The 16,883-nt window shown below is 69.2% G+C and carries 17 protein-coding genes and 2 tRNA genes; 11 read left to right on the top strand and 8 right to left on the bottom strand.

Annotated features, from left to right (window positions below; translation table 11 throughout):
- Nucleotides 1–43 precede the first annotated feature (43 nt).
- The 6 genes from GON06_RS13540 to GON06_RS13515 all read right to left on the bottom strand — a co-directional run bounded on the left by GON06_RS13540 (nucleotide 44) and on the right by GON06_RS13515 (nucleotide 4,384).
- Nucleotides 44–541: a hypothetical protein gene (locus GON06_RS13540; RefSeq protein ID WP_157312788.1), complete on the bottom strand. Its 498-nt coding sequence runs from the start codon at nucleotides 539–541 to the stop codon at nucleotides 44–46.
- Nucleotides 538–1,722, bottom strand: coding sequence for a hypothetical protein (locus GON06_RS18535; RefSeq protein ID WP_198346702.1), 1,185 nt, complete (start codon nucleotides 1,720–1,722; stop codon nucleotides 538–540). The genes GON06_RS13540 and GON06_RS18535 overlap by 4 nt, the downstream gene beginning before the upstream one ends.
- Before the next feature lie 3 nt (nucleotides 1,723–1,725).
- Nucleotides 1,726–2,307 carry a SipW-dependent-type signal peptide-containing protein gene (locus GON06_RS13530; RefSeq protein ID WP_157312787.1) on the bottom strand — a complete coding sequence of 194 codons (582 nt, stop codon included), beginning with the start codon at nucleotides 2,305–2,307 and terminating at the stop codon, nucleotides 1,726–1,728.
- Between the two features lie 47 nt (nucleotides 2,308–2,354).
- A complete protein-coding gene (locus GON06_RS13525; protein WP_157312786.1) occupies nucleotides 2,355–2,912 on the bottom strand; it encodes a SipW-dependent-type signal peptide-containing protein in 558 nt (185 codons plus the stop codon).
- 135 nt (nucleotides 2,913–3,047) lie between these two features.
- Entirely contained in the window at nucleotides 3,048–4,247 is a 1,200-nt protein-coding gene (locus GON06_RS13520; protein ID WP_157312785.1) for a hypothetical protein, read from the bottom strand.
- Between the two features lie 63 nt (nucleotides 4,248–4,310).
- Nucleotides 4,311–4,384: transfer RNA gene (locus tag GON06_RS13515), tRNA-Gly, on the bottom strand.
- Between the two features lie 96 nt (nucleotides 4,385–4,480).
- Between GON06_RS13515 and GON06_RS13510 the strand changes: the two genes are divergently transcribed.
- The 10 genes from GON06_RS13510 (at nucleotide 4,481) to clpX (ending at nucleotide 13,960) form a co-directional block, all read left to right on the top strand.
- Nucleotides 4,481–4,557, top strand: a tRNA-Pro gene (locus GON06_RS13510).
- 60 nt (nucleotides 4,558–4,617) lie between these two features.
- The gene (tig, locus tag GON06_RS13505; protein ID WP_157312784.1) at nucleotides 4,618–6,147 is read left to right on the top strand and encodes a trigger factor; all 1,530 of its coding nucleotides are present in this window, start codon (nucleotides 4,618–4,620) and stop codon (nucleotides 6,145–6,147) included.
- Nucleotides 6,148–6,213: 66 nt separating this feature from the next.
- Entirely contained in the window at nucleotides 6,214–6,702 is a 489-nt protein-coding gene (locus GON06_RS13500) for a tetratricopeptide repeat protein (RefSeq protein ID WP_157312783.1), read from the top strand.
- A 33-nt stretch (nucleotides 6,703–6,735) separates the two neighbouring features.
- Nucleotides 6,736–7,383 carry an ATP-dependent Clp protease proteolytic subunit gene (locus tag GON06_RS13495; protein WP_268928545.1) on the top strand — a complete coding sequence of 216 codons (648 nt, stop codon included), beginning with the start codon at nucleotides 6,736–6,738 and terminating at the stop codon, nucleotides 7,381–7,383.
- Between the two features lie 12 nt (nucleotides 7,384–7,395).
- Nucleotides 7,396–8,037: an ATP-dependent Clp protease proteolytic subunit gene (locus GON06_RS13490; protein WP_157312781.1), complete on the top strand. Its 642-nt coding sequence runs from the start codon at nucleotides 7,396–7,398 to the stop codon at nucleotides 8,035–8,037.
- Between the two features lie 156 nt (nucleotides 8,038–8,193).
- Nucleotides 8,194–9,123: a sugar-binding transcriptional regulator gene (locus GON06_RS13485; RefSeq protein ID WP_332837537.1), complete on the top strand. Its 930-nt coding sequence runs from the start codon at nucleotides 8,194–8,196 to the stop codon at nucleotides 9,121–9,123.
- Nucleotides 9,120–10,121, top strand: coding sequence for a deoxyribose-phosphate aldolase (deoC, locus tag GON06_RS13480; RefSeq protein WP_332837536.1), 1,002 nt, complete (start codon nucleotides 9,120–9,122; stop codon nucleotides 10,119–10,121). Before GON06_RS13485 ends, deoC begins: the two co-directional genes overlap by 4 nt.
- Before the next feature lie 33 nt (nucleotides 10,122–10,154).
- On the top strand, nucleotides 10,155–11,597 hold the full coding sequence (locus tag GON06_RS13475) for an aldehyde dehydrogenase family protein (protein WP_157312780.1): 1,443 nt from the start codon (nucleotides 10,155–10,157) through the stop codon (nucleotides 11,595–11,597).
- The gene (locus tag GON06_RS13470; protein ID WP_157312779.1) at nucleotides 11,594–12,457 is read left to right on the top strand and encodes an aldehyde dehydrogenase family protein; all 864 of its coding nucleotides are present in this window, start codon (nucleotides 11,594–11,596) and stop codon (nucleotides 12,455–12,457) included. Before GON06_RS13475 ends, GON06_RS13470 begins: the two co-directional genes overlap by 4 nt.
- 234 nt (nucleotides 12,458–12,691) lie before the next feature.
- Nucleotides 12,692–13,960, top strand: coding sequence for an ATP-dependent Clp protease ATP-binding subunit ClpX (clpX, locus tag GON06_RS13465; protein WP_157312778.1), 1,269 nt, complete (start codon nucleotides 12,692–12,694; stop codon nucleotides 13,958–13,960).
- 12 nt (nucleotides 13,961–13,972) lie between these two features.
- Here clpX and GON06_RS13460 read toward each other — a convergent pair whose 3' ends face one another.
- Complete coding sequence (locus GON06_RS13460; RefSeq protein WP_157312777.1) at nucleotides 13,973–14,470, bottom strand: GyrI-like domain-containing protein; 498 nt, start codon at nucleotides 14,468–14,470, stop codon at nucleotides 13,973–13,975.
- A 110-nt stretch (nucleotides 14,471–14,580) separates the two neighbouring features.
- Here GON06_RS13460 and GON06_RS13455 point away from each other — a divergent pair, with 110 nt between their 5' ends.
- The gene (locus GON06_RS13455) at nucleotides 14,581–15,699 is read left to right on the top strand and encodes an epoxide hydrolase family protein (RefSeq protein WP_157312776.1); all 1,119 of its coding nucleotides are present in this window, start codon (nucleotides 14,581–14,583) and stop codon (nucleotides 15,697–15,699) included.
- 25 nt (nucleotides 15,700–15,724) lie between these two features.
- On the opposite strand, the gene GON06_RS13450 is transcribed toward GON06_RS13455, so the two are convergent.
- On the bottom strand, nucleotides 15,725–16,879 hold the full coding sequence (locus tag GON06_RS13450; RefSeq protein WP_332837535.1) for an MFS transporter: 1,155 nt from the start codon (nucleotides 16,877–16,879) through the stop codon (nucleotides 15,725–15,727).
- Nucleotides 16,880–16,883: the final 4 nt, after the last annotated feature.

Below are 16,883 nucleotides of genomic sequence, written 5' to 3'. Positions count from 1 at the left end.
CGAAACGATCCCCGGGACCTCGAGTCCCGGGGATCGTTTCGTGTCAGGTGCAGGTGCTGCCCAGCCCCAGCGCGACGACATTGAGAGTGAAGTTCCTCGGCGCGGCATACCACGAACTGCCGGGGTAGCCGGTCTGGATGCGGATCGCATAGCTGCCCCCGAGGAGCGTGCCCAGGTTCACCAGGCCGAGCAGCTTGTCCGAGGTGTAGTGGGCGGAGTAGCTGTACACCCCTCCGCTCTGCCCGGTGAGCAGGATCTGTCCGGTGTCACTGCCCGTCGTGCCCTGGAAAGTGACGTCGACGCGCTGATGGGTCAGGGGCAGCGGCGACGACCAGGCCAGGTCGAAGTACTGAAGACCGACGACCAGCGCGCTGCGCGGCACACACGTCGCCGCCGACGGCGTCGTCGGCGCTGGCACCGCCGTGATCGTCGCTCCGGTCGCCTCAGCCTGCGTCCACGCGGCATCCGTCGGCACGGCCACCGGCAGCGCACCGAGCAGGCAGAGCGCACCCAACGCGGCGAGTCGACCGCGACGCCTCATGGGGCATCCCTCCTGCGGCGGGCGGCCAGGGCGATGCCGAGTCCGATGAGGACCGCCGCTGGAGCGGCGAGGAACGCGAACGAGGACCCGCCTGTCGTCGCGAGGCTCGCCGCACCGCCAAGAGTCTGCTCCGTGGTGCTCTGCGCCGCAGTCGCCCGGAGCGTCAGCGTGGCGGTGCCGGAGGCTTCACCTTGGACGCTGGCCGTGAGCGCCACACGCAGATGCACCGTGTCGGGCGTCTGAGTGTGCAGCAGTCGCTGCACCGCACCGGCCAGCGCCGGGTCCGCGCTCCGCGCGAGCACCTTCGAGCTGCCGGAGCATCCCGCGGCCGACCACGGAGCGTCGCAGCTGCGCACGACAGCGTCCACCCGCATGTGCGGGTCGCCTCGGCCCGTCAGTTCGACGGTCAGGCTGCCGTCGTCCGGTGCGGCGTCCGCATCGACGTCCACGTCCCAGAACAGCGGTTCGGTGTCATCGAGCAGGTAGGTTCCACTGGGACTCAGACTCGATCTGATGCTGACGATCCCCGAGGCGGATGCCGGAGGCGCCGGCGCGAGCATCGTCCCCGCCGCCGAGAGGACTGCGACCGCGGAGAGCAGGCCGGCAGCACGGTGTACCCGCGGTGCGGCCGACTCATCGGCGCCGGGCGGTCCCGCGGCCGGGACGGCGCTTCGGTGCTGGCGCGGCCAGAACGCCCAGGTCACCAGTGCAGCGGCGACCAGGGTGATCGTGCCGAGCACCCACGGACTGCCGAACCAGACGATCACGGTGGCGAGCTGCGGCACCGATCCGCGCACGATCCGGGCATCCGTGATCGTGTACGGCGCGGGGTCTTCGGTCTCGTTCGCGTCGCCGCGCAGGGTGACGATGCGCTGGGTGAGCGACGGGCCGGGGGAGATGCTGGTGATGCGGTGGGTGACTGGCAGAGCACCGGCGCGGTCGACGGTGACGACGTCGCCGACATCGAGATCCGAGGCCGGTACCTTCTGCACCAGCGCGACGGACCCTGCCGGGATCGTCGGCGACATCGAGCCGGTCTTGAACATGATGAGCGAGTACCCGCCGGTGAACGCGAGGATGGTCAGCACGATGCAGGCGACGCCGCCGATTGCGGCGAGGGTCAGCAGGATCTCGCGGAGCCAGCGGCCCGCGCGGGCGAATCCTCGTGCTGCGCCGCCCATCGATCAGCCCGTGGTTCCGGTGAACGTCCACACGGGGGATACCGTGCCGCCCTGTGCGGTCGTGGGCGCCGTCGACGGCAGCGACAGGATCACGCAGTAGGTCGCCGTGTTCCCGCCGTTGCCGGTCAGGGCGATCGGCGGCAACTGCGCTGCAGTCGGAACCGTCAGCAAGGACTGCGCCGTCCCTCCGCTCGTCGCCGGTGTGCAGTCCGTCGTCTGCGCCACGGGGACCACGCGCACGGTCAGCGCGTCGCGCAGCGCCTGATCCGCGGCGGTCGTCGCCGGGGTGCTGAGGGCGATGCCGGTGAGCGTCACGGTTCCGCCGAGCGTGCCCGACGTCTTGATCTGCATCCAGCCGGCCTTGCTGACGCCCGGATACAGTCCGGTCGCGTCCAGCCCCAGACGCGCGGCATTGCCGCTGCCGTGCGAGGCGAAGGCGTCGTCCCTGGTCTGCGAGACGAGGGAGAACGTTCCCGCCTGCACCGTGGACCCCGCGTTCTCCTCGTCGGTCCACGCGGCGAGCGTGCCGGCCGCGCCGATGCCGAGCACGAGCCCGCCGGCGAGGAGCGCACGGATCCGCGCCAAGAGGATCCTCGATCTGTCGTGCGCCCCGCGTGGCGGCCGTGCTCGTGTTACTGCGACACGGCGTTCCATTGCCACACGACGGTGCCCGTCGCGCCCTGCGTCAGCGCTCCGGCCGTGACCTGCAGGCAGAGGTTGACGGTGTCACCGGGCTGTATGGTCGTCGGGACGGCGGTGCCGGCGGCGAACGCCGCGGCATCGCATCCGAAGGTCGTCGTCGCGACGGACGCGAAGGTGAGCCCGCCGTCCAGAGCTGCGGGGACCACCGGCGCCGTCGCCGTGATGTCCGCGGCCGATGTGCTGCCACTCGTCAACTGGAGCGCGAACGGCGCGTACACCACATCGTCTGGGCTGAGGTTGTCGAAGCCGGACGAGAAGGTCAGCGCAGCCGCCCCGTCTTCCGACGGATGATCGTCGAACGCTGTTCCGTCCGTTGAGCCCTGGAACACGAACGTGCCCGCGCTGAACGTCGACTTCGCGAACTCGGAGTCGTTCCACGCGGCGAGCGTGACGGCCGCGCCGACGCCCAGCACGAGCCCTCCGGCGAGCACCGCTGTGACCTTCCTGCGCCGGTCCGTCGACAACGGACCGGATGTCGGATTCTGCATCGTCCACCCCTCTCGATGATCCGCGACCTCCCTCGCGGGTCCGCACGACGTCGTCCGGACAGCTGCATCCTAATGGGATACCAAACGAAAACCAATGGTCTGGTATCCCATCCGGAGACGGGATCGCAGGGGCGTTCAGCGGCAGGTTTTCGCGGTGTCCTGCAGCGCCTTCGACGGGGTGCCGTAGATGTTCGCACCGGAGTCGTAGGCGGAGAACCCCCAGCTCATCGCCCAGGCCGTCGCCCACTGCTCGTTCGCATCCTGGTCCTCCCAGTCGAACTTCTCGTAGCACTTGGCTGAGATCGAGTGCCCGACCTCGTGCGTGACGAGCGCCTTGGTCCACTCGGCCGGCCAGTATCTCGCGATGGAGTTCGTGAGCGTGATGTGCGAGCTGCCGCCGTCGTTGCCGTCCCAGGTCGCCGTGCCCGCGCCGGATTCGCCGGCGCCCTGGCCGAGCAGCCTGTCGGTCCAGACGAACTCGAGGAGCACGCCGCCCGAGATCGACCGCGCGTACGCCTCGGCGCTGCGCCGCGCCTCGAAGAGCGGGCCGGCCTTCGCCGCCAGTTCGGACTGGGCGGATGCCCGCACTGCGGCGACGGCCTTGTCGAGCCTGAGCAGGCTGGCGGAGGTGCCCGAGTCCATGTCCGCAGGGGCGCTGCCCACATCGTCGGCGGCCTTGCGCAGCTCGATGATCGGTGCGAATCGGGCGTCGACGGACGCCTTCTCGATCGCCGGCACGGCGGCGTGCGCAGTCTCGAGGATGCGGCCGCCCAATTCGTCGACGCCACGGATGGTTGCGCTCAGCGAGCGAGCAGTCGCGTCTTGCGTGTCCGTGCGGTCGTCGAGGGTCGAGGTCTGCTCGCGCAGGTCGGATGCCTCCAGGAACAGCTCCCAGGGCATCGTCGGCTTCTGGGACGGTGCCGGCGGCAGGTCGAGTCCGATTCTCTCGGCGTCGGCGCGCTGCTTCGCGATCTCCGAGGCTCCTGCGGCGAGGGCCGCACGGTCGTCTGCGGTGAGCAGCTCGGGAGCGGCGACTCCGTCCACGGCCTGCGCTGCCGTGGTGGCCCTGTCGGCATGCTCCATGGTGGCCACGAGCGTGGCCGTCGCCGGCTGGGCGACGGTGCGCGAGTGCAGGAACGCCTCCTCGGCGTCGTCGTAGGACAGGTTCGCCCACAGCTGCACGCCGGTGACGATGAGGCCGGCGAGCACGATCGCCGCGGAGATCCACAGCCACGTGTGCCGGCGCGCGGGTGCGGTGTCCCCGGCGGTCGGCGGTTCGGCGGCATCCGGTGCCGAAGATGCCGGTGCCGTGGATTCCGGCGCGAACTCGTCCATGGCGAGATCATCCCACGCACATACGAGAAAGGCCCCCACGTGACGTGGGGGCCTTTCTCGTTCTGGAGGGGATGACGGGAATCGAACCCGCGTAATCAGTTTGGAAGACTGAGGCTCTACCATTGAGCTACATCCCCGGAGCCGGTTCACCGGGCCTCACAAGCATAGCGGACGGATCGAGTGCTCCTGTCCGTTAGACTCGTGGAGGCCGTTCCCGCGTGTGCGGGTGTTACCGGGGCGTAGCTCAGCTTGGTAGAGCGCCCGCTTTGGGAGCGGGAGGTCGCAGGTTCAAATCCTGTCGCCCCGACCACGGCCCCCGATACCTCACGGCCGCGCCCTGGCGCGGAAATCACAAGGAGAACGAACCAGCATGGCCAACAGCACCGTCGAGAAGCTGTCCCCGACCCGGGTCAAGCTCACGATCACGGTCACCCCCGAGGACCTCAAGCCCAGCATCGAGCACGCCTACGAGCACATCGCTCAGGACGTGCAGATCCCCGGCTTCCGCAAGGGCAAGGTCCCCGCGCCGATCATCGACCAGCGCATCGGCCGCGGCGCGGTCATCGAGCACGCCGTCAACGAGGCGCTCGACCGTTTCTTCCGCGAGGCCGCTGCCGAGCACGAGGTCCGCGTCGTGGGTCGCCCTTCGGCTGACATCACTCAGTGGCCGAACGAGAAGGACTTCTCCGGCGACCTGCTCGTCGACGTCGAGGTCGACGTGCGCCCCGAGATCGAGCTGCCCGACCTGTCCGGCATCACCGTCACCGTCGACGCCGTCGAGACCGATGACGCCGCCGTCGACGCCGAGCTCGACCGCCTGCGCAGCCGCTTCGGCACCCTGATCCCCGTCGACCGCCCGGCCACGAACGGCGACTTCGTCGACCTCGACCTGGTCGCGACGATCGACGGCACCGAGATCGACCGCGCCGACGGCGTCTCCTACGAGATCGGCTCCGGCGAGCTGCTCGAGGGCATCGACGAGGCGATCGACTCGCTCACCGCCGGCGAGGACACCACGTTCCGCTCGAAGCTGGTCGGCGGCGACCGCGCCGGCGAGGAGGCCGAGGTCTCCGTGAGCGTCAAGGCCGTCAAGGAGCGCGAGCTGCCCGAGGCCGACGACGACTTCGCGCAGATGGCCAGCGAGTTCGACACCATCGCCGAGCTGCGCGCCAGCCTCGTCGAGCGCGTGTCCGAGCAGGGCCTGTTCACGCAGGGCTCCGCTGCCCGCGACCAGCTCATCGAGACGCTGCTCGAGCAGATCGAGATCCCCGTCCCCGCTCAGCTCATCGAGGACGAGGTGCACAATCACCTCGAGTCCGAGGGTCGCCTCGAGGACGACGAGCACCGCGCAGAGGTCGCCGAGGCCAGCGAGAAGCAGTTCCGCACGCAGGTCCTGCTCGACACCATCGCCGAGGGCTCGGACGTGCAGGTGTCGCAGGAGGAGCTCAGCCAGTACCTCATCCAGTCCGCCGCGCAGTACGGCATGGCTCCGCAGGAGTTCGTCGAGGCGCTGCAGGCCGGCAACCAGCTGCCCGCCCTGGTCGGCGAGGTCGCCCGCAACAAGGCTCTGGCGATCGCGCTGGGCAAGGTCTCGGTCGTGGACAGCAACGGCAAGGCCGTGGACCTGACCCCGGTCATCGGCGACGACTCGGACGAGGAGGCCGCTGAGGAGGCCCCCGCGGAGGAGAAGCCGGCCAAGAAGGCGCCCGCCAAGAAGCCTGCTGCGAAGAAGGCCGCCGAGAAGTCGGACGACGCCGAGGCTCCCGCCAAGAAGGCTCCGGCGAAGAAGGCCGCCGCGAAGAAGGCGGACGACGCCGAGGCCGACGAGAAGCCCGCTCCGAAGACCCGCGCCGCCAAGAAGGCCGCGGAGAAGAAGGACGAGGCCGAGAAGGCCGAGTGATCTCACACAGATCGTGACGAGAGGCGGATGCTGCGGCATCCGCCTCTCGCGTATCCGGAGGACGACATGGACGAGCGGGACGACTGGCAGGAGCGCGTGGACGCGGTCTGGGAGGACGACGCACTGACCGACCGCGAGCGGATCCGCCGGATCGACGCTCTCGCCATGGAACGCGGGATGCACGATCCGGTGGCGCAGTTCGAACGTGCGGGGGTGCGGGACTCCGCCGGGCTCGAGGGCGAGGCCGAGGTGCTGTACCGGCTGGCACTGAGCGGCGGCCTGGACGAGTCGCGCCGCGCGCAGGCGACGATCCAGCTGGCCAGCACGCTGCGCAACCTCGGCAAGGTCGACGAGGCCGTGCGGATGCTGCGGGAGGAGCGTGAGCGAGGGGGAGAGCTCGCGGACGCGGCATCCGCCTTCTACGCCCTCGCCCTGGCCTCGGCGGGCGACGCCGAGGGTGCGGCATCGGTCGCGCTGGAGACGCTGGCGCCGCACCTGCCGCAGTACCGGCGCTCGGTGGCGGCCTATGCGCAGGAGCTGCGCGCGGCGCGCTGATATGCCGACGGCGAACAGCGCCTTCGCGCGACGTTGTCGCCGGTAGATTCGAATCACCGAAACACGGAAACAGGAGCTGAAATGGCTGAACCCCTGGTCGCGACGAGTGTCTTCGACAGGCTGCTGAAGGACCGCATCATCTGGCTGGGCTCGGAGGTGCGCGACGAGAACGCGAACGAGATCTGCGCGAAGATCCTCCTTCTCGCCGCTGAGGACCCCGAGAAGGACATCTACCTCTACATCAACTCGCCCGGTGGCTCGATCACCGCGGGCATGGCGATCTACGACACCATGCAGTTCGTGCCGAACGACATCGTCACCGTCGGCATCGGCATGGCCGCGTCGATGGGCCAGCTGCTGCTCACCAGCGGCACCAAGGGCAAGCGCTACATCACCCCGAACGCCCGCGTGCTGCTGCACCAGCCGCACGGCGGCTTCGGCGGAACGGCCAGCGACATCCAGACGCAGGCGCAGCTCATCCTGTCGATGAAGCAGCGTCTCGCCGAGATCACCGCCGGCCAGACCGGCAAGTCCGTCGAGCAGATCAACGAGGACGGTGACCGCGACCGCTGGTTCACCGCCGACGAGGCGCTCGAGTACGGCTTCGTCGACCACATCCGCGAGCACGCCAGTGACGTGCACGGCGGTGGCGGCACCGGCGCAGACGGCTCGGACAAGTAAGGGACACGACACATGTACACACCCACGTTCCGCGCTGCCGGCAACCTTCCCTCCAGCCGCTACGTGCTCCCGCAGTTCGAGGAGCGCACCGCCTACGGCTTCAAGCGCCAGGACCCGTACAACAAGCTGTTCGAGGACCGCGTGATCTTCCTCGGCGTGCAGGTCGACGACGCCTCGGCCGACGACGTCATGGCGCAGCTGCTCGTCCTGGAGAGCCAGGACTCCGAGCGCGACATCACCATGTACATCAACTCGCCCGGCGGCTCCTTCACCGCGATGACGGCGATCTACGACACCATGCAGTACGTGGCGCCGCAGATCCAGACCGTCGTCCTGGGCCAGGCGGCATCCGCGGCATCCGTGCTGCTCGCCGCCGGCGCCCCCGGCAAGCGCCTCGCGCTGCCCAACGCCCGCGTGCTCATGCACCAGCCGGCGATGGGCGAGGCCGGCCAGGGTCAGGCGTCCGACATCGAGATCCAGGCCGCCGAGATCCTGCGCATGCGCACGTGGCTCGAGGAGACCATGGCCCGCCACACCGGCCAGGAGGTCTCGAAGGTCAACCGTGACATCGACCGCGACAACATCCTCTCGGCCGAGCAGGCCAGGGAGTATGGCATCGTCGACCAGGTGCTCACCAGCCGCAAGCGCGCCTGAGGCATCCGTTCGTGAAGGGCGGTCCGGCATTCGCCGGGCCGCCCTTCGTCGTGCCGGCGCGGTTGCGCAGGCGTGGAGCGGATGCTGCTCATCTGAGCATCTTGGCGCGCGCGGCGAGCATCCTCAGTACCCTGGAATGCAGGAAGGGAGGATGCCGTGGACGACGAGCTGCTGATGGTGCGTGTCGCTGAACTCACCTACGACGAGAGCAAGACGCAGGACGAAGTCGGCGCTCTGCTCGGCATCTCCCGCTGGAAAGCCGGTCGTCTGCTCGTGCAGGCCCGCGAGCGCGGCATCGTGCGCATCGAGATCGTGCACCCGCGTGCCCGCCGCCTCGGACTGGAGCGCGCACTCTGCGAGCGGTTCGGACTGGCCGACGCGATCGTCGCCCCGGCATCCGACGGTCAGGAGCTCGAGCGGGTGGCGCAGGCCGCAGCCGACTACCTCACCGCCCTGCGCCCCGTCCCTCGTACGCTCGCGGTGAGCTGGGGGCGCACCCTGACCGCGGTCGCCGACGCACTGCCCGAGGGGTGGACCCGCGGTGTGACCGTCGTGCAGACCAACGGGGGAGTGACGGTGAATCGCCGCTCCGGCAATGCCGCATCGCTGGCATCCACGATCGCGCAGCGCGGAGGCGGCCAGGCCGTGCTGCTCCCGAGCCCCGCCATCCTGGAGCGCATCGAGACCAAGCAGGCCATCGAGGCCGACCGCACCGTCGGCGGCATCCTCGATCAGGCCGCGCACGCGCAGACCTACCTCTTCACCGCCGGCGCCTGCGACCCGGCATCCGCCCACGTCGAGAACGGGTACCTGTCCGAGGACGACATCGCCGAGCTCTCTCGGCGCGGTGCCGTCGGCGACGTGCTCGGCCGGTACGTCGATGCCGACGGCAACATCGTCGACCCGCAGCTCGACGAGCGGACCGTCGGCATCGGCCTGGACCGGCTGCGCGCAGCCGACCGGGCGATCTTCGTCTCGGCGGGAGAGACGAAGCACGACATCGCGCGTACAGTCGTCAGCACCGGGCTGTGCACCGTGCTGGTGACCGATGAGACCACTGCCCGAGCCCTCTTGGAGGAGAAGTGACGACTACTGAAATCAGCCGCCGCACGGCTGTCGACGTGCTGGGCGCCGAGCCCGACGACGCGACCCTGCGGCGCTTCCTGCACGGCCTGCCAGGCGTCGACGCCGTCGGGCTCGAGCAGCGTGCCGCGGGCCTCGCGACCCGCTCGATCAAGACGACGTCGAAGGCGTGGGCGCTCGACAGGATCATCTCGCTGATCGACCTGACCACCCTCGAGGGCGCCGACACCGCAGGCAAGGTGCGCTCACTGGTCGCCAAGGCCAAGACGCCGGATGCCGCAGACCCGAGCACCCCGCGCGTGGCGGCGGTGTGCGTGTACGGCGACATGGTGCCGCATGCGATCGAGGCCCTCGGCGCTGCGCACGGCGACCCCGACGACGGGCTGATCTCGGTCGCCGCCGTGGCGACGGCCTTCCCCTCCGGTCGTGCATCGATGGACGTGAAGCTCGCCGACACCGCCGACGCGGTCGCGAACGGTGCCGACGAGATCGACATGGTGATCGACCGCGGCGCGTTCCTCTCCGGGCACTACGGGCTGGTGTTCGACCAGATCGCCCGGGTGAAGGAGGCCTGCCGCCGCCCCGACGGCAGCTACGCCTCGCTCAAGGTCATCATGGAGACCGGTGAGCTGAACACCTACGACAACATCAAGCGCGCGTCGTGGCTGTCGATCCTCGCGGGCGGTGACTTCATCAAGACCTCGACCGGGAAGGTGCAGCCGGCTGCCACGCTGCCGACGACGCTGCTGATGCTCGAGACAGTGCGCGACTGGCACCGTGCGACCGGCGAGAAGATCGGCGTGAAGCCGGCCGGCGGCATCCGCTCGTCGAAGGACGCCGTGCGCTACCTCGTCACCGTCGCCGAGACGGCCGGGGAGGAGTGGCTGCAGCCGCACCTGTTCCGCTTCGGCGCCTCCAGCCTGCTCAACGACGTGCTGCTGCAGCGTCAGAAGCTCTCCACCGGCCACTACTCCGGCCCCGACTACGTCACCATCGACTGATACTTTGTCGAGCTCAGCAACCGAGGATTTAATATGTCATTCCTGGAATACGCTCCGGCGCCCGAGTCGAAGGCGATCCTGAATCTGCGCGACAGCTACGGGCTGTTCATCGACGGCGAGTTCACCGACGGTGGAGGCAAGAGCTTCACAACGATCTCGCCGGCCGATGAGAGCCGTATCGCCGAGATCGCCGCGGCGGACGAGCACGACATCGACCGAGCCGTCACCGCCGCGCGCCGCGCCTACGAGAAGACCTGGTCGAAGATGAGCGGACGCGACAGGGGCAAGTACCTGTTCCGCATCGCCCGTCTCGTGCAGGAGCGCGCGCGCGAGCTGGCCGTGGCCGAGAGCCTCGACAACGGCAAGCCGATCAAGGAGAGCCGCGACGTCGACGTGCCGCTGGTCGCCTCCTGGTTCTTCTACTACGCAGGCTGGGCCGACAAGCTCGACTACGCGGGCCTGGGTGCGAACCCGAAGGCGCTCGGCGTGGCCGGGCAGATCATCCCGTGGAACTTCCCGCTGCTCATGCTGGCGTGGAAGCTCGCACCGGCTCTGGCGGCCGGCAACACCGTGGTGCTGAAGCCCGCCGAGACCACGCCGCTCACGGCGCTGATCTTCGCCGAGATCCTGCAGCAGGCCGACCTGCCTGCCGGTGTGGTGAACATCGTGACCGGCGCCGGTGCCACCGGAGCGTCGCTGGTGCGGCATCCGGATGTCGACAAGGTGGCGTTCACCGGGTCGACCGGCGTCGGCCGCGACATCGCCAAGGCGGTCGCCGGCACGCACAAGAAGGTGACGCTCGAGCTCGGCGGCAAGGCTGCGAACATCGTGTTCGACGACGCGCCGATCGATCAGGCCGTCGAGGGCATCGTCAACGGCATCTTCTTCAACCAGGGGCACGTCTGCTGCGCCGGCAGCCGACTGCTGGTGCAGGAGTCGATCCACGACGAGGTCATCGACCGGCTCAAGCACCGGCTGTCCACGCTGCGCCTGGGCGATCCGCTCGACAAGAACACCGACATCGGCGCGATCAACTCCGCCGCCCAGCTGGCCCGCATCCGCGAGCTGAGCGACATCGGCGAGGCCGAGGGCGCGGAGCGCTGGACCGCGGACTGCGCCATCCCCGAGAAGGGCTTCTGGTTCGCACCGACGATCTTCACCGGCGTCGAGGCCTCGCACCGCATCGCGCGGGATGAGGTGTTCGGCCCCGTGCTCTCGGTGCTGACCTTCCGCACGCCGGCCGAGGCTGTCGCCAAGGCCAACAACACGCCGTACGGACTGTCCGCCGGCATCTGGAGCGACAAGGGATCCCGAATCCTCGCCGTGGCCGACCGGCTGCGTGCGGGCGTGGTGTGGGCGAACACCTTCAACCGCTTCGACCCGTCGAGCCCGTTCGGCGGCTACAAGGAGTCCGGATACGGCCGCGAGGGCGGGCGGCACGGACTGACCGCTTACTTGAAGGGAGCAGCGGCATGAGCAAGCGGCTGACGATTCCGAAGACCTACAAGCTGGCCATCGGCGGCGCGTTCCCGCGCAGCGAGTCCGGCCGGACCTACGAGGTGCTCTCGAAGAAGGGGGACTTCCTCGCGAACGCGGCCAAGGCGTCGCGCAAGGACGCCAGGGACGCCGTCGTCGCCGCCCGCGCGGTGGTGAAGGGCTGGTCGGGCGCCACCGCGTACAACCGCGGACAGGTGCTCTACCGGGTGGCGGAGATCCTCGAGGGCCGCCGTGCCCAGTTCGTGGACGAGATCTCCGCTCAGGAGGGCGTCTCCGCGGCAGCCGCCGGCGCTCAGGTCGATGCCGCCATCGATCTCTGGGTCTGGTACGCGGGCTGGTGCGACAAGTACGCGCAGGTCGCCGGCAACGCCAACCCCGTCGCGGGCCCCTACTTCAACATCTCGGTACCGGAGCCGACCGGCGTCGTGGCGGTCGTCGCGCCGCAGGACACCGCGCTGCTCGGCCTGGTGTCGGTGATCGCGCCGGCACTGGTCACCGGCAACAGCGTCGTCGTGATCGCGAGCGAGCGGCATCCGCTCTCGGCGGTCAGCCTCGCGGAGGTGCTCGCGACGAGCGATGTCCCCGGGGGTGTCGTGAACGTGCTGACCGGTTCGCCGGCCGAGATCGCCCCGTGGCTGGCCTCGCATGCCGACGTCAACGCCCTCGACCTGGCGGGCGCCGGTGAGCTGAACTGGATCGACCTCGAGATCGACGCGGCCGAGACGCTGAAGCGGGTGCTCTCGCCGGTTCCCGGCACGGATGCGGTGGGCGCGTCGCTCGAGCGGATAACGGCGTTCGTCGAGACGAAGACGGTCTGGCACACCAAGTCGATGGTGTGATCCGCGTACCGGGTGCGCTGATGAAGGGTGGGGTGGCCGACGGCCGCCCCGCCCTTGTCCGGGGTGACAGAGCGGTGGGGGACGTCTGACGCGTCGGGACGCCATGACTCGCACCCGTAGCATCTCTCGGCGACACCGTGTCGTTCCAATACGGCCCGGTGTCCCCGACGGCGGTTAGGCTCGGTCTGTGGCTTTCGGGAGCCCCCGGACTGAAATGCCTCGAGGAGGAAGCGCATGGCACGAATCGGTGAGAGCGCCGACCTGTTCAAATGCTCGTTCTGCGGAAAGAGTCAGAAGCAGGTCCAGCAGCTGATCGCCGGCCCCGGCGTGTACATCTGCGATGAGTGCGTCGAGCTGTGCAACGAGATCATCGAGGAGCGGATGGCGGAATCCGCCGGGGGAGCGGTCGCCGAGTTCGACCTGCCCAAGCCGCGCGAGATCTTCTCCTTCCTCGAGGAGTACGTCGTGGGGCAGGATGCCGCGAAGCGATCGCTCGCGGTCGCGGTGTACAACCACTACAAGCGCGTCCGCGCTCGCAGCACGCTGCAGCCCGCAGAGCAGAAGGCCGAAGAGGTCGAGGTCGCCAAGAGCAACATCCTCATGCTCGGCCCGACGGGATGCGGCAAGACGTACCTCGCGCAGACGCTGGCCAAGCGGCTGAACGTGCCGTTCGCCGTCGCGGATGCCACGGCGCTGACCGAGGCCGGCTACGTCGGTGAAGATGTCGAGAACATCCTGCTGAAGCTGCTGCAGGCTGCCGACTACGACACCAAGCGCGCCGAGACGGGCATCATCTACATCGACGAGATCGACAAGATCGCCCGCAAGGCCGAGAACCCGTCGATCACGCGCGACGTCTCTGGCGAGGGCGTGCAGCAGGCGCTGCTGAAGATCCTCGAGGGAACGGTCGCGTCGGTTCCGCCGCAGGGCGGCCGCAAGCATCCGCACCAGGAGTTCCTGCAGATCGACACGACGAACGTGCTGTTCATCGTGGCCGGCGCCTTCGCGGGGCTGGAGGACATCATCTCGGCGCGTGTGGGCAAGCACGGTGTCGGCTTCGGCGCACCGCTGCACGACAAGGGCAAGGACCTCGACCTGTTCAGCGAGGTGCTGCCCGAGGACCTGCACAAGTTCGGCCTGATCCCCGAGTTCATCGGCCGACTGCCGGTCGTCACCTCGGTGTCGCCGCTCGACCAGGAAGCGCTGATCGATATCCTCACCGGGCCGCGCAACGCGCTGGTGAAGCAGTACCAGCGCATGTTCGAGCTCGACGGCGTGCAGCTCGAGTTCGACGATGACGCGCTGGCGTCGATCGCCGACCTCGCGGTGCTCCGCAAGACCGGAGCGCGCGGCCTGCGGGCGATCCTCGAGGACGTGCTCGGCCCGATCATGTTCGAGATCCCCTCGGCTCAGGACGTGACCAAGGTCGTCGTGACCAAGGCAGCCGTCGAAGAGGGCGCAGCGCCCACCGTCGTCCTCTCGCGCAAGCGCAAGAGCGCCTGATGGTGCGCGTGCTCAGCTGACCGGCAGGATCAGGTCGGTGCGGAGATCCTCCGGAGCGGCTGTCGGGTCGGACACGTAGACCTCGATCGAGATGCCCCGCGGCTGCAGGCCCTCGGCCAGGCTGCGCTCCACGAGGCCCATCCAGCCGGCGCCGAGGCCGTCGTACGGTCCGAAGACGGTTGTCGCCGTAGCCGGGCCGGCAGGCAGTGCCGACGCCGTGATCGCCGGGCCCTCGCCGGCCGGGATCGGCTGCACCGGCGCGCTCATGACAGGGAACCCCAGCTCGAGGTCGAAGACCTCCATCGGGTTGCCGTAGTAGATCGCGAGGGCCGGACCGGCCGGAGTGAGCGTGCCATCGGCGAAGTGCGCGGCGATCGCCCCGTACCCGCTGTCGAACGCGTCGCGCAGATCCGCGATGCGCAGGCCCTCGTGACGGATCACCGCGAGCGGGACGGGCTCCAGCTCCAACCTGTCGGTCGCACCGAACGGCGTCTCAGGGAAAGCAGTCATGGCGGGGCTCCTTCGCCGGCCGGAGTGGTCGGAGCCAGCATAGGACCAGCTTCGGCGCCCATGCCAGCCTTGGCAGGCGGGATGTCGGTGCCTGCGCGTAGCGTCGGCACATGTCCAGTCCCCGGCCCTTCTCGATCGCCGTCACCGAGCATGAGCTCACAGATCTGCGCCAGCGTCTGGAGCGGTTCCGCCCGCTGCCCGATTCACCGCGTCGCCCTCCGGCGGGCATGTCCGCGGAGTATCTCGACGAACTCGTCGCGACCTGGCGCGGGTGGAACTGGCGTGGCCGGGAGGCCTGGCTGAACGGGCATTCGCAGTTCCTCGTCGACATCGACGACACGACGCTGCACTACGTGCATCTCACGTCCGAGCGACCCGATGCACCGGCGCTGCTGGTGATGCACGGCTGGCCGCACACGTTCGCACTGCAGCTCGACTTCGCCGACCTGCTTCCGGACTTCGACGTCGTGGTGCCCAGCCTGCCGGGCTTCGGCTTCTCCAGCGCGTACGCAGACGGCCCGATCACCGAACCCCGGCTCGCGGCGACGATGCACGCCCTCATGACCGATGTTCTCGGCTACCGCCGGTACCTCACCTACGGTGAGGACGTGACCGCGAACGTCAACGATCTCATCGCGGCGACCTATCCCGAGTCGGTCGCCGGGGTCCTCGTCACCCACGCGCACTTCCCGACGCCCGACGAGCGACGCACGCTGACCGCGCCCGAGGAGACCGCGTTCTTCCACCGCCTCGACGCGTGGGGCGGGCCGAACGGCGCGTACGGACATGTGCAGGGCACGCGCCCCGACACTCTGGCCGCCGGCCTGAATGACTCGCCCGCCGGACTTCTGGCATGGCTCACGGAGAAGCTCGTCGAGTGGAGCGACACCCCCGGGGGAAACCCTCGTGCGCTGGAGCGGCGCATCTCCCGGGACCGCATTCTCACGGAGGCGATGGTCTACTGGACGACCCAGAGCATCGGCACCTCGTTCCGCAGCTACTACGAGGATGAGAACGGAGGCGAGGGCATCCCTCCCGTGGAGGTGCCGGCATCCGTGCACATCCAGCGGCACGAGTGGGACTACCCGGAGTCGCTGGCACGCCGGTTCTACCGCGACCTGCACACCTTCGAGCGGCTCGAGGAAGGCGGCCACTTCGCCGCGGCCGAGGTGCCGGACGACATGGCCAGACGCGTCCGGGCATTCGCGCGGGACATCGGCGTGCTGTGACAGCCCGGTCCGATAGGTGCAGAGATCACTTCCCGCGCGCCGCGAATACCGCCCAGACAGCCGCGAGTGCGGCAAGGCTGACGACCATCGTCACGACACCGCCCCAACCGAAGGCGATCCACGCGAATCCGCCGAAATACCCGAACACGCTCGAGCCGACGTAGTACCAGAGGTTGTAGAGCGAGGTGGACTGCGACCGTCCGTGCACGGCACGCACTCCCGACCAGCCGGAGGCGATCGCGTGCGCGCCGAAGAAGCCCGCCGTCATCACCACGAGACCGACCATGATGATGGGGAGTGACTCGGGGAGCGTGAGCAGGACGCCGGCAATCATGATCACAATGGATGCCAGCAGCAGTGGTCCGCGTCCGAAACGGCCGACCAGACCGCCGACGATGCGCGACGACGCGGTCCCTGCAAGGTAGGCGAGGAACAACAGGCTCGCGAGGCCGACCGGCAGCAGGAACGGCGGCGCCTCCAGGCGGAAGGTCAGGTAGTTGTAGGCGGCGACGAATGCGCCCATGAGCAGGAAGCCCTGCCCGTAGAGCACGAGCAGGCGCGGATCGCGCATGTGTCGCCTGGCCGACCGCAGCACCGACGACACGGACGCCGGATGCGGCCGGAAGCCCCGCGGCGGGGGAGCGATCACGAAGAAGGCCGTTGTCGCCACGGCCGCGAGCACGGCGACGACGAACGCGCCCCATCGCCAGTCGGTGAGATCGGCGACGGGTGCGGCGATGAGGCGCCCGGCGAGTCCGCCGATCGTGGTGCCGGAGACATAGGTGCCGGCGGCGATCGCCGTGTGGCGTCGGTCGACCTCCTCGCTCAGATACACGACGGCGATGCCAGGGATGCCGCCGAGCGCGACGCCCTCCAGCACGCGGATCGCGAGCAGCGCCTCGAACCAGGGACACCACGGCATCACCAGACCGAGCACTGTCGCCGTGACCAGCGAGATCCGCATGGCCCGGACGCGTCCGATCCGGTCGGCGACCAGCGACCAGGGCAGCACCGACAGCGCCAGCCCCGTCGTGGCCGCCGAGATCGCGAGGCTGGCCTGCGAGGCATCCACGCGCAGGTCCGTTGCGAGCAGCGGCAGGATGCCCTGCGGCGAGTACAGCTGCGCGAACGTCGCGATGCCGGCGCCGAGCAGCGCGACGGCGATGCGGCGATACGGCACGGTG

It is taken from the genome of Microbacterium sp. MAH-37 (assembly GCF_009758255.1).
Lineage (GTDB): Bacteria > Actinomycetota > Actinomycetes > Actinomycetales > Microbacteriaceae > Microbacterium.
The sequence above is the reverse complement of the archived record's forward strand: the minus strand, read 5'-3'. Positions and strand labels throughout refer to the sequence as shown.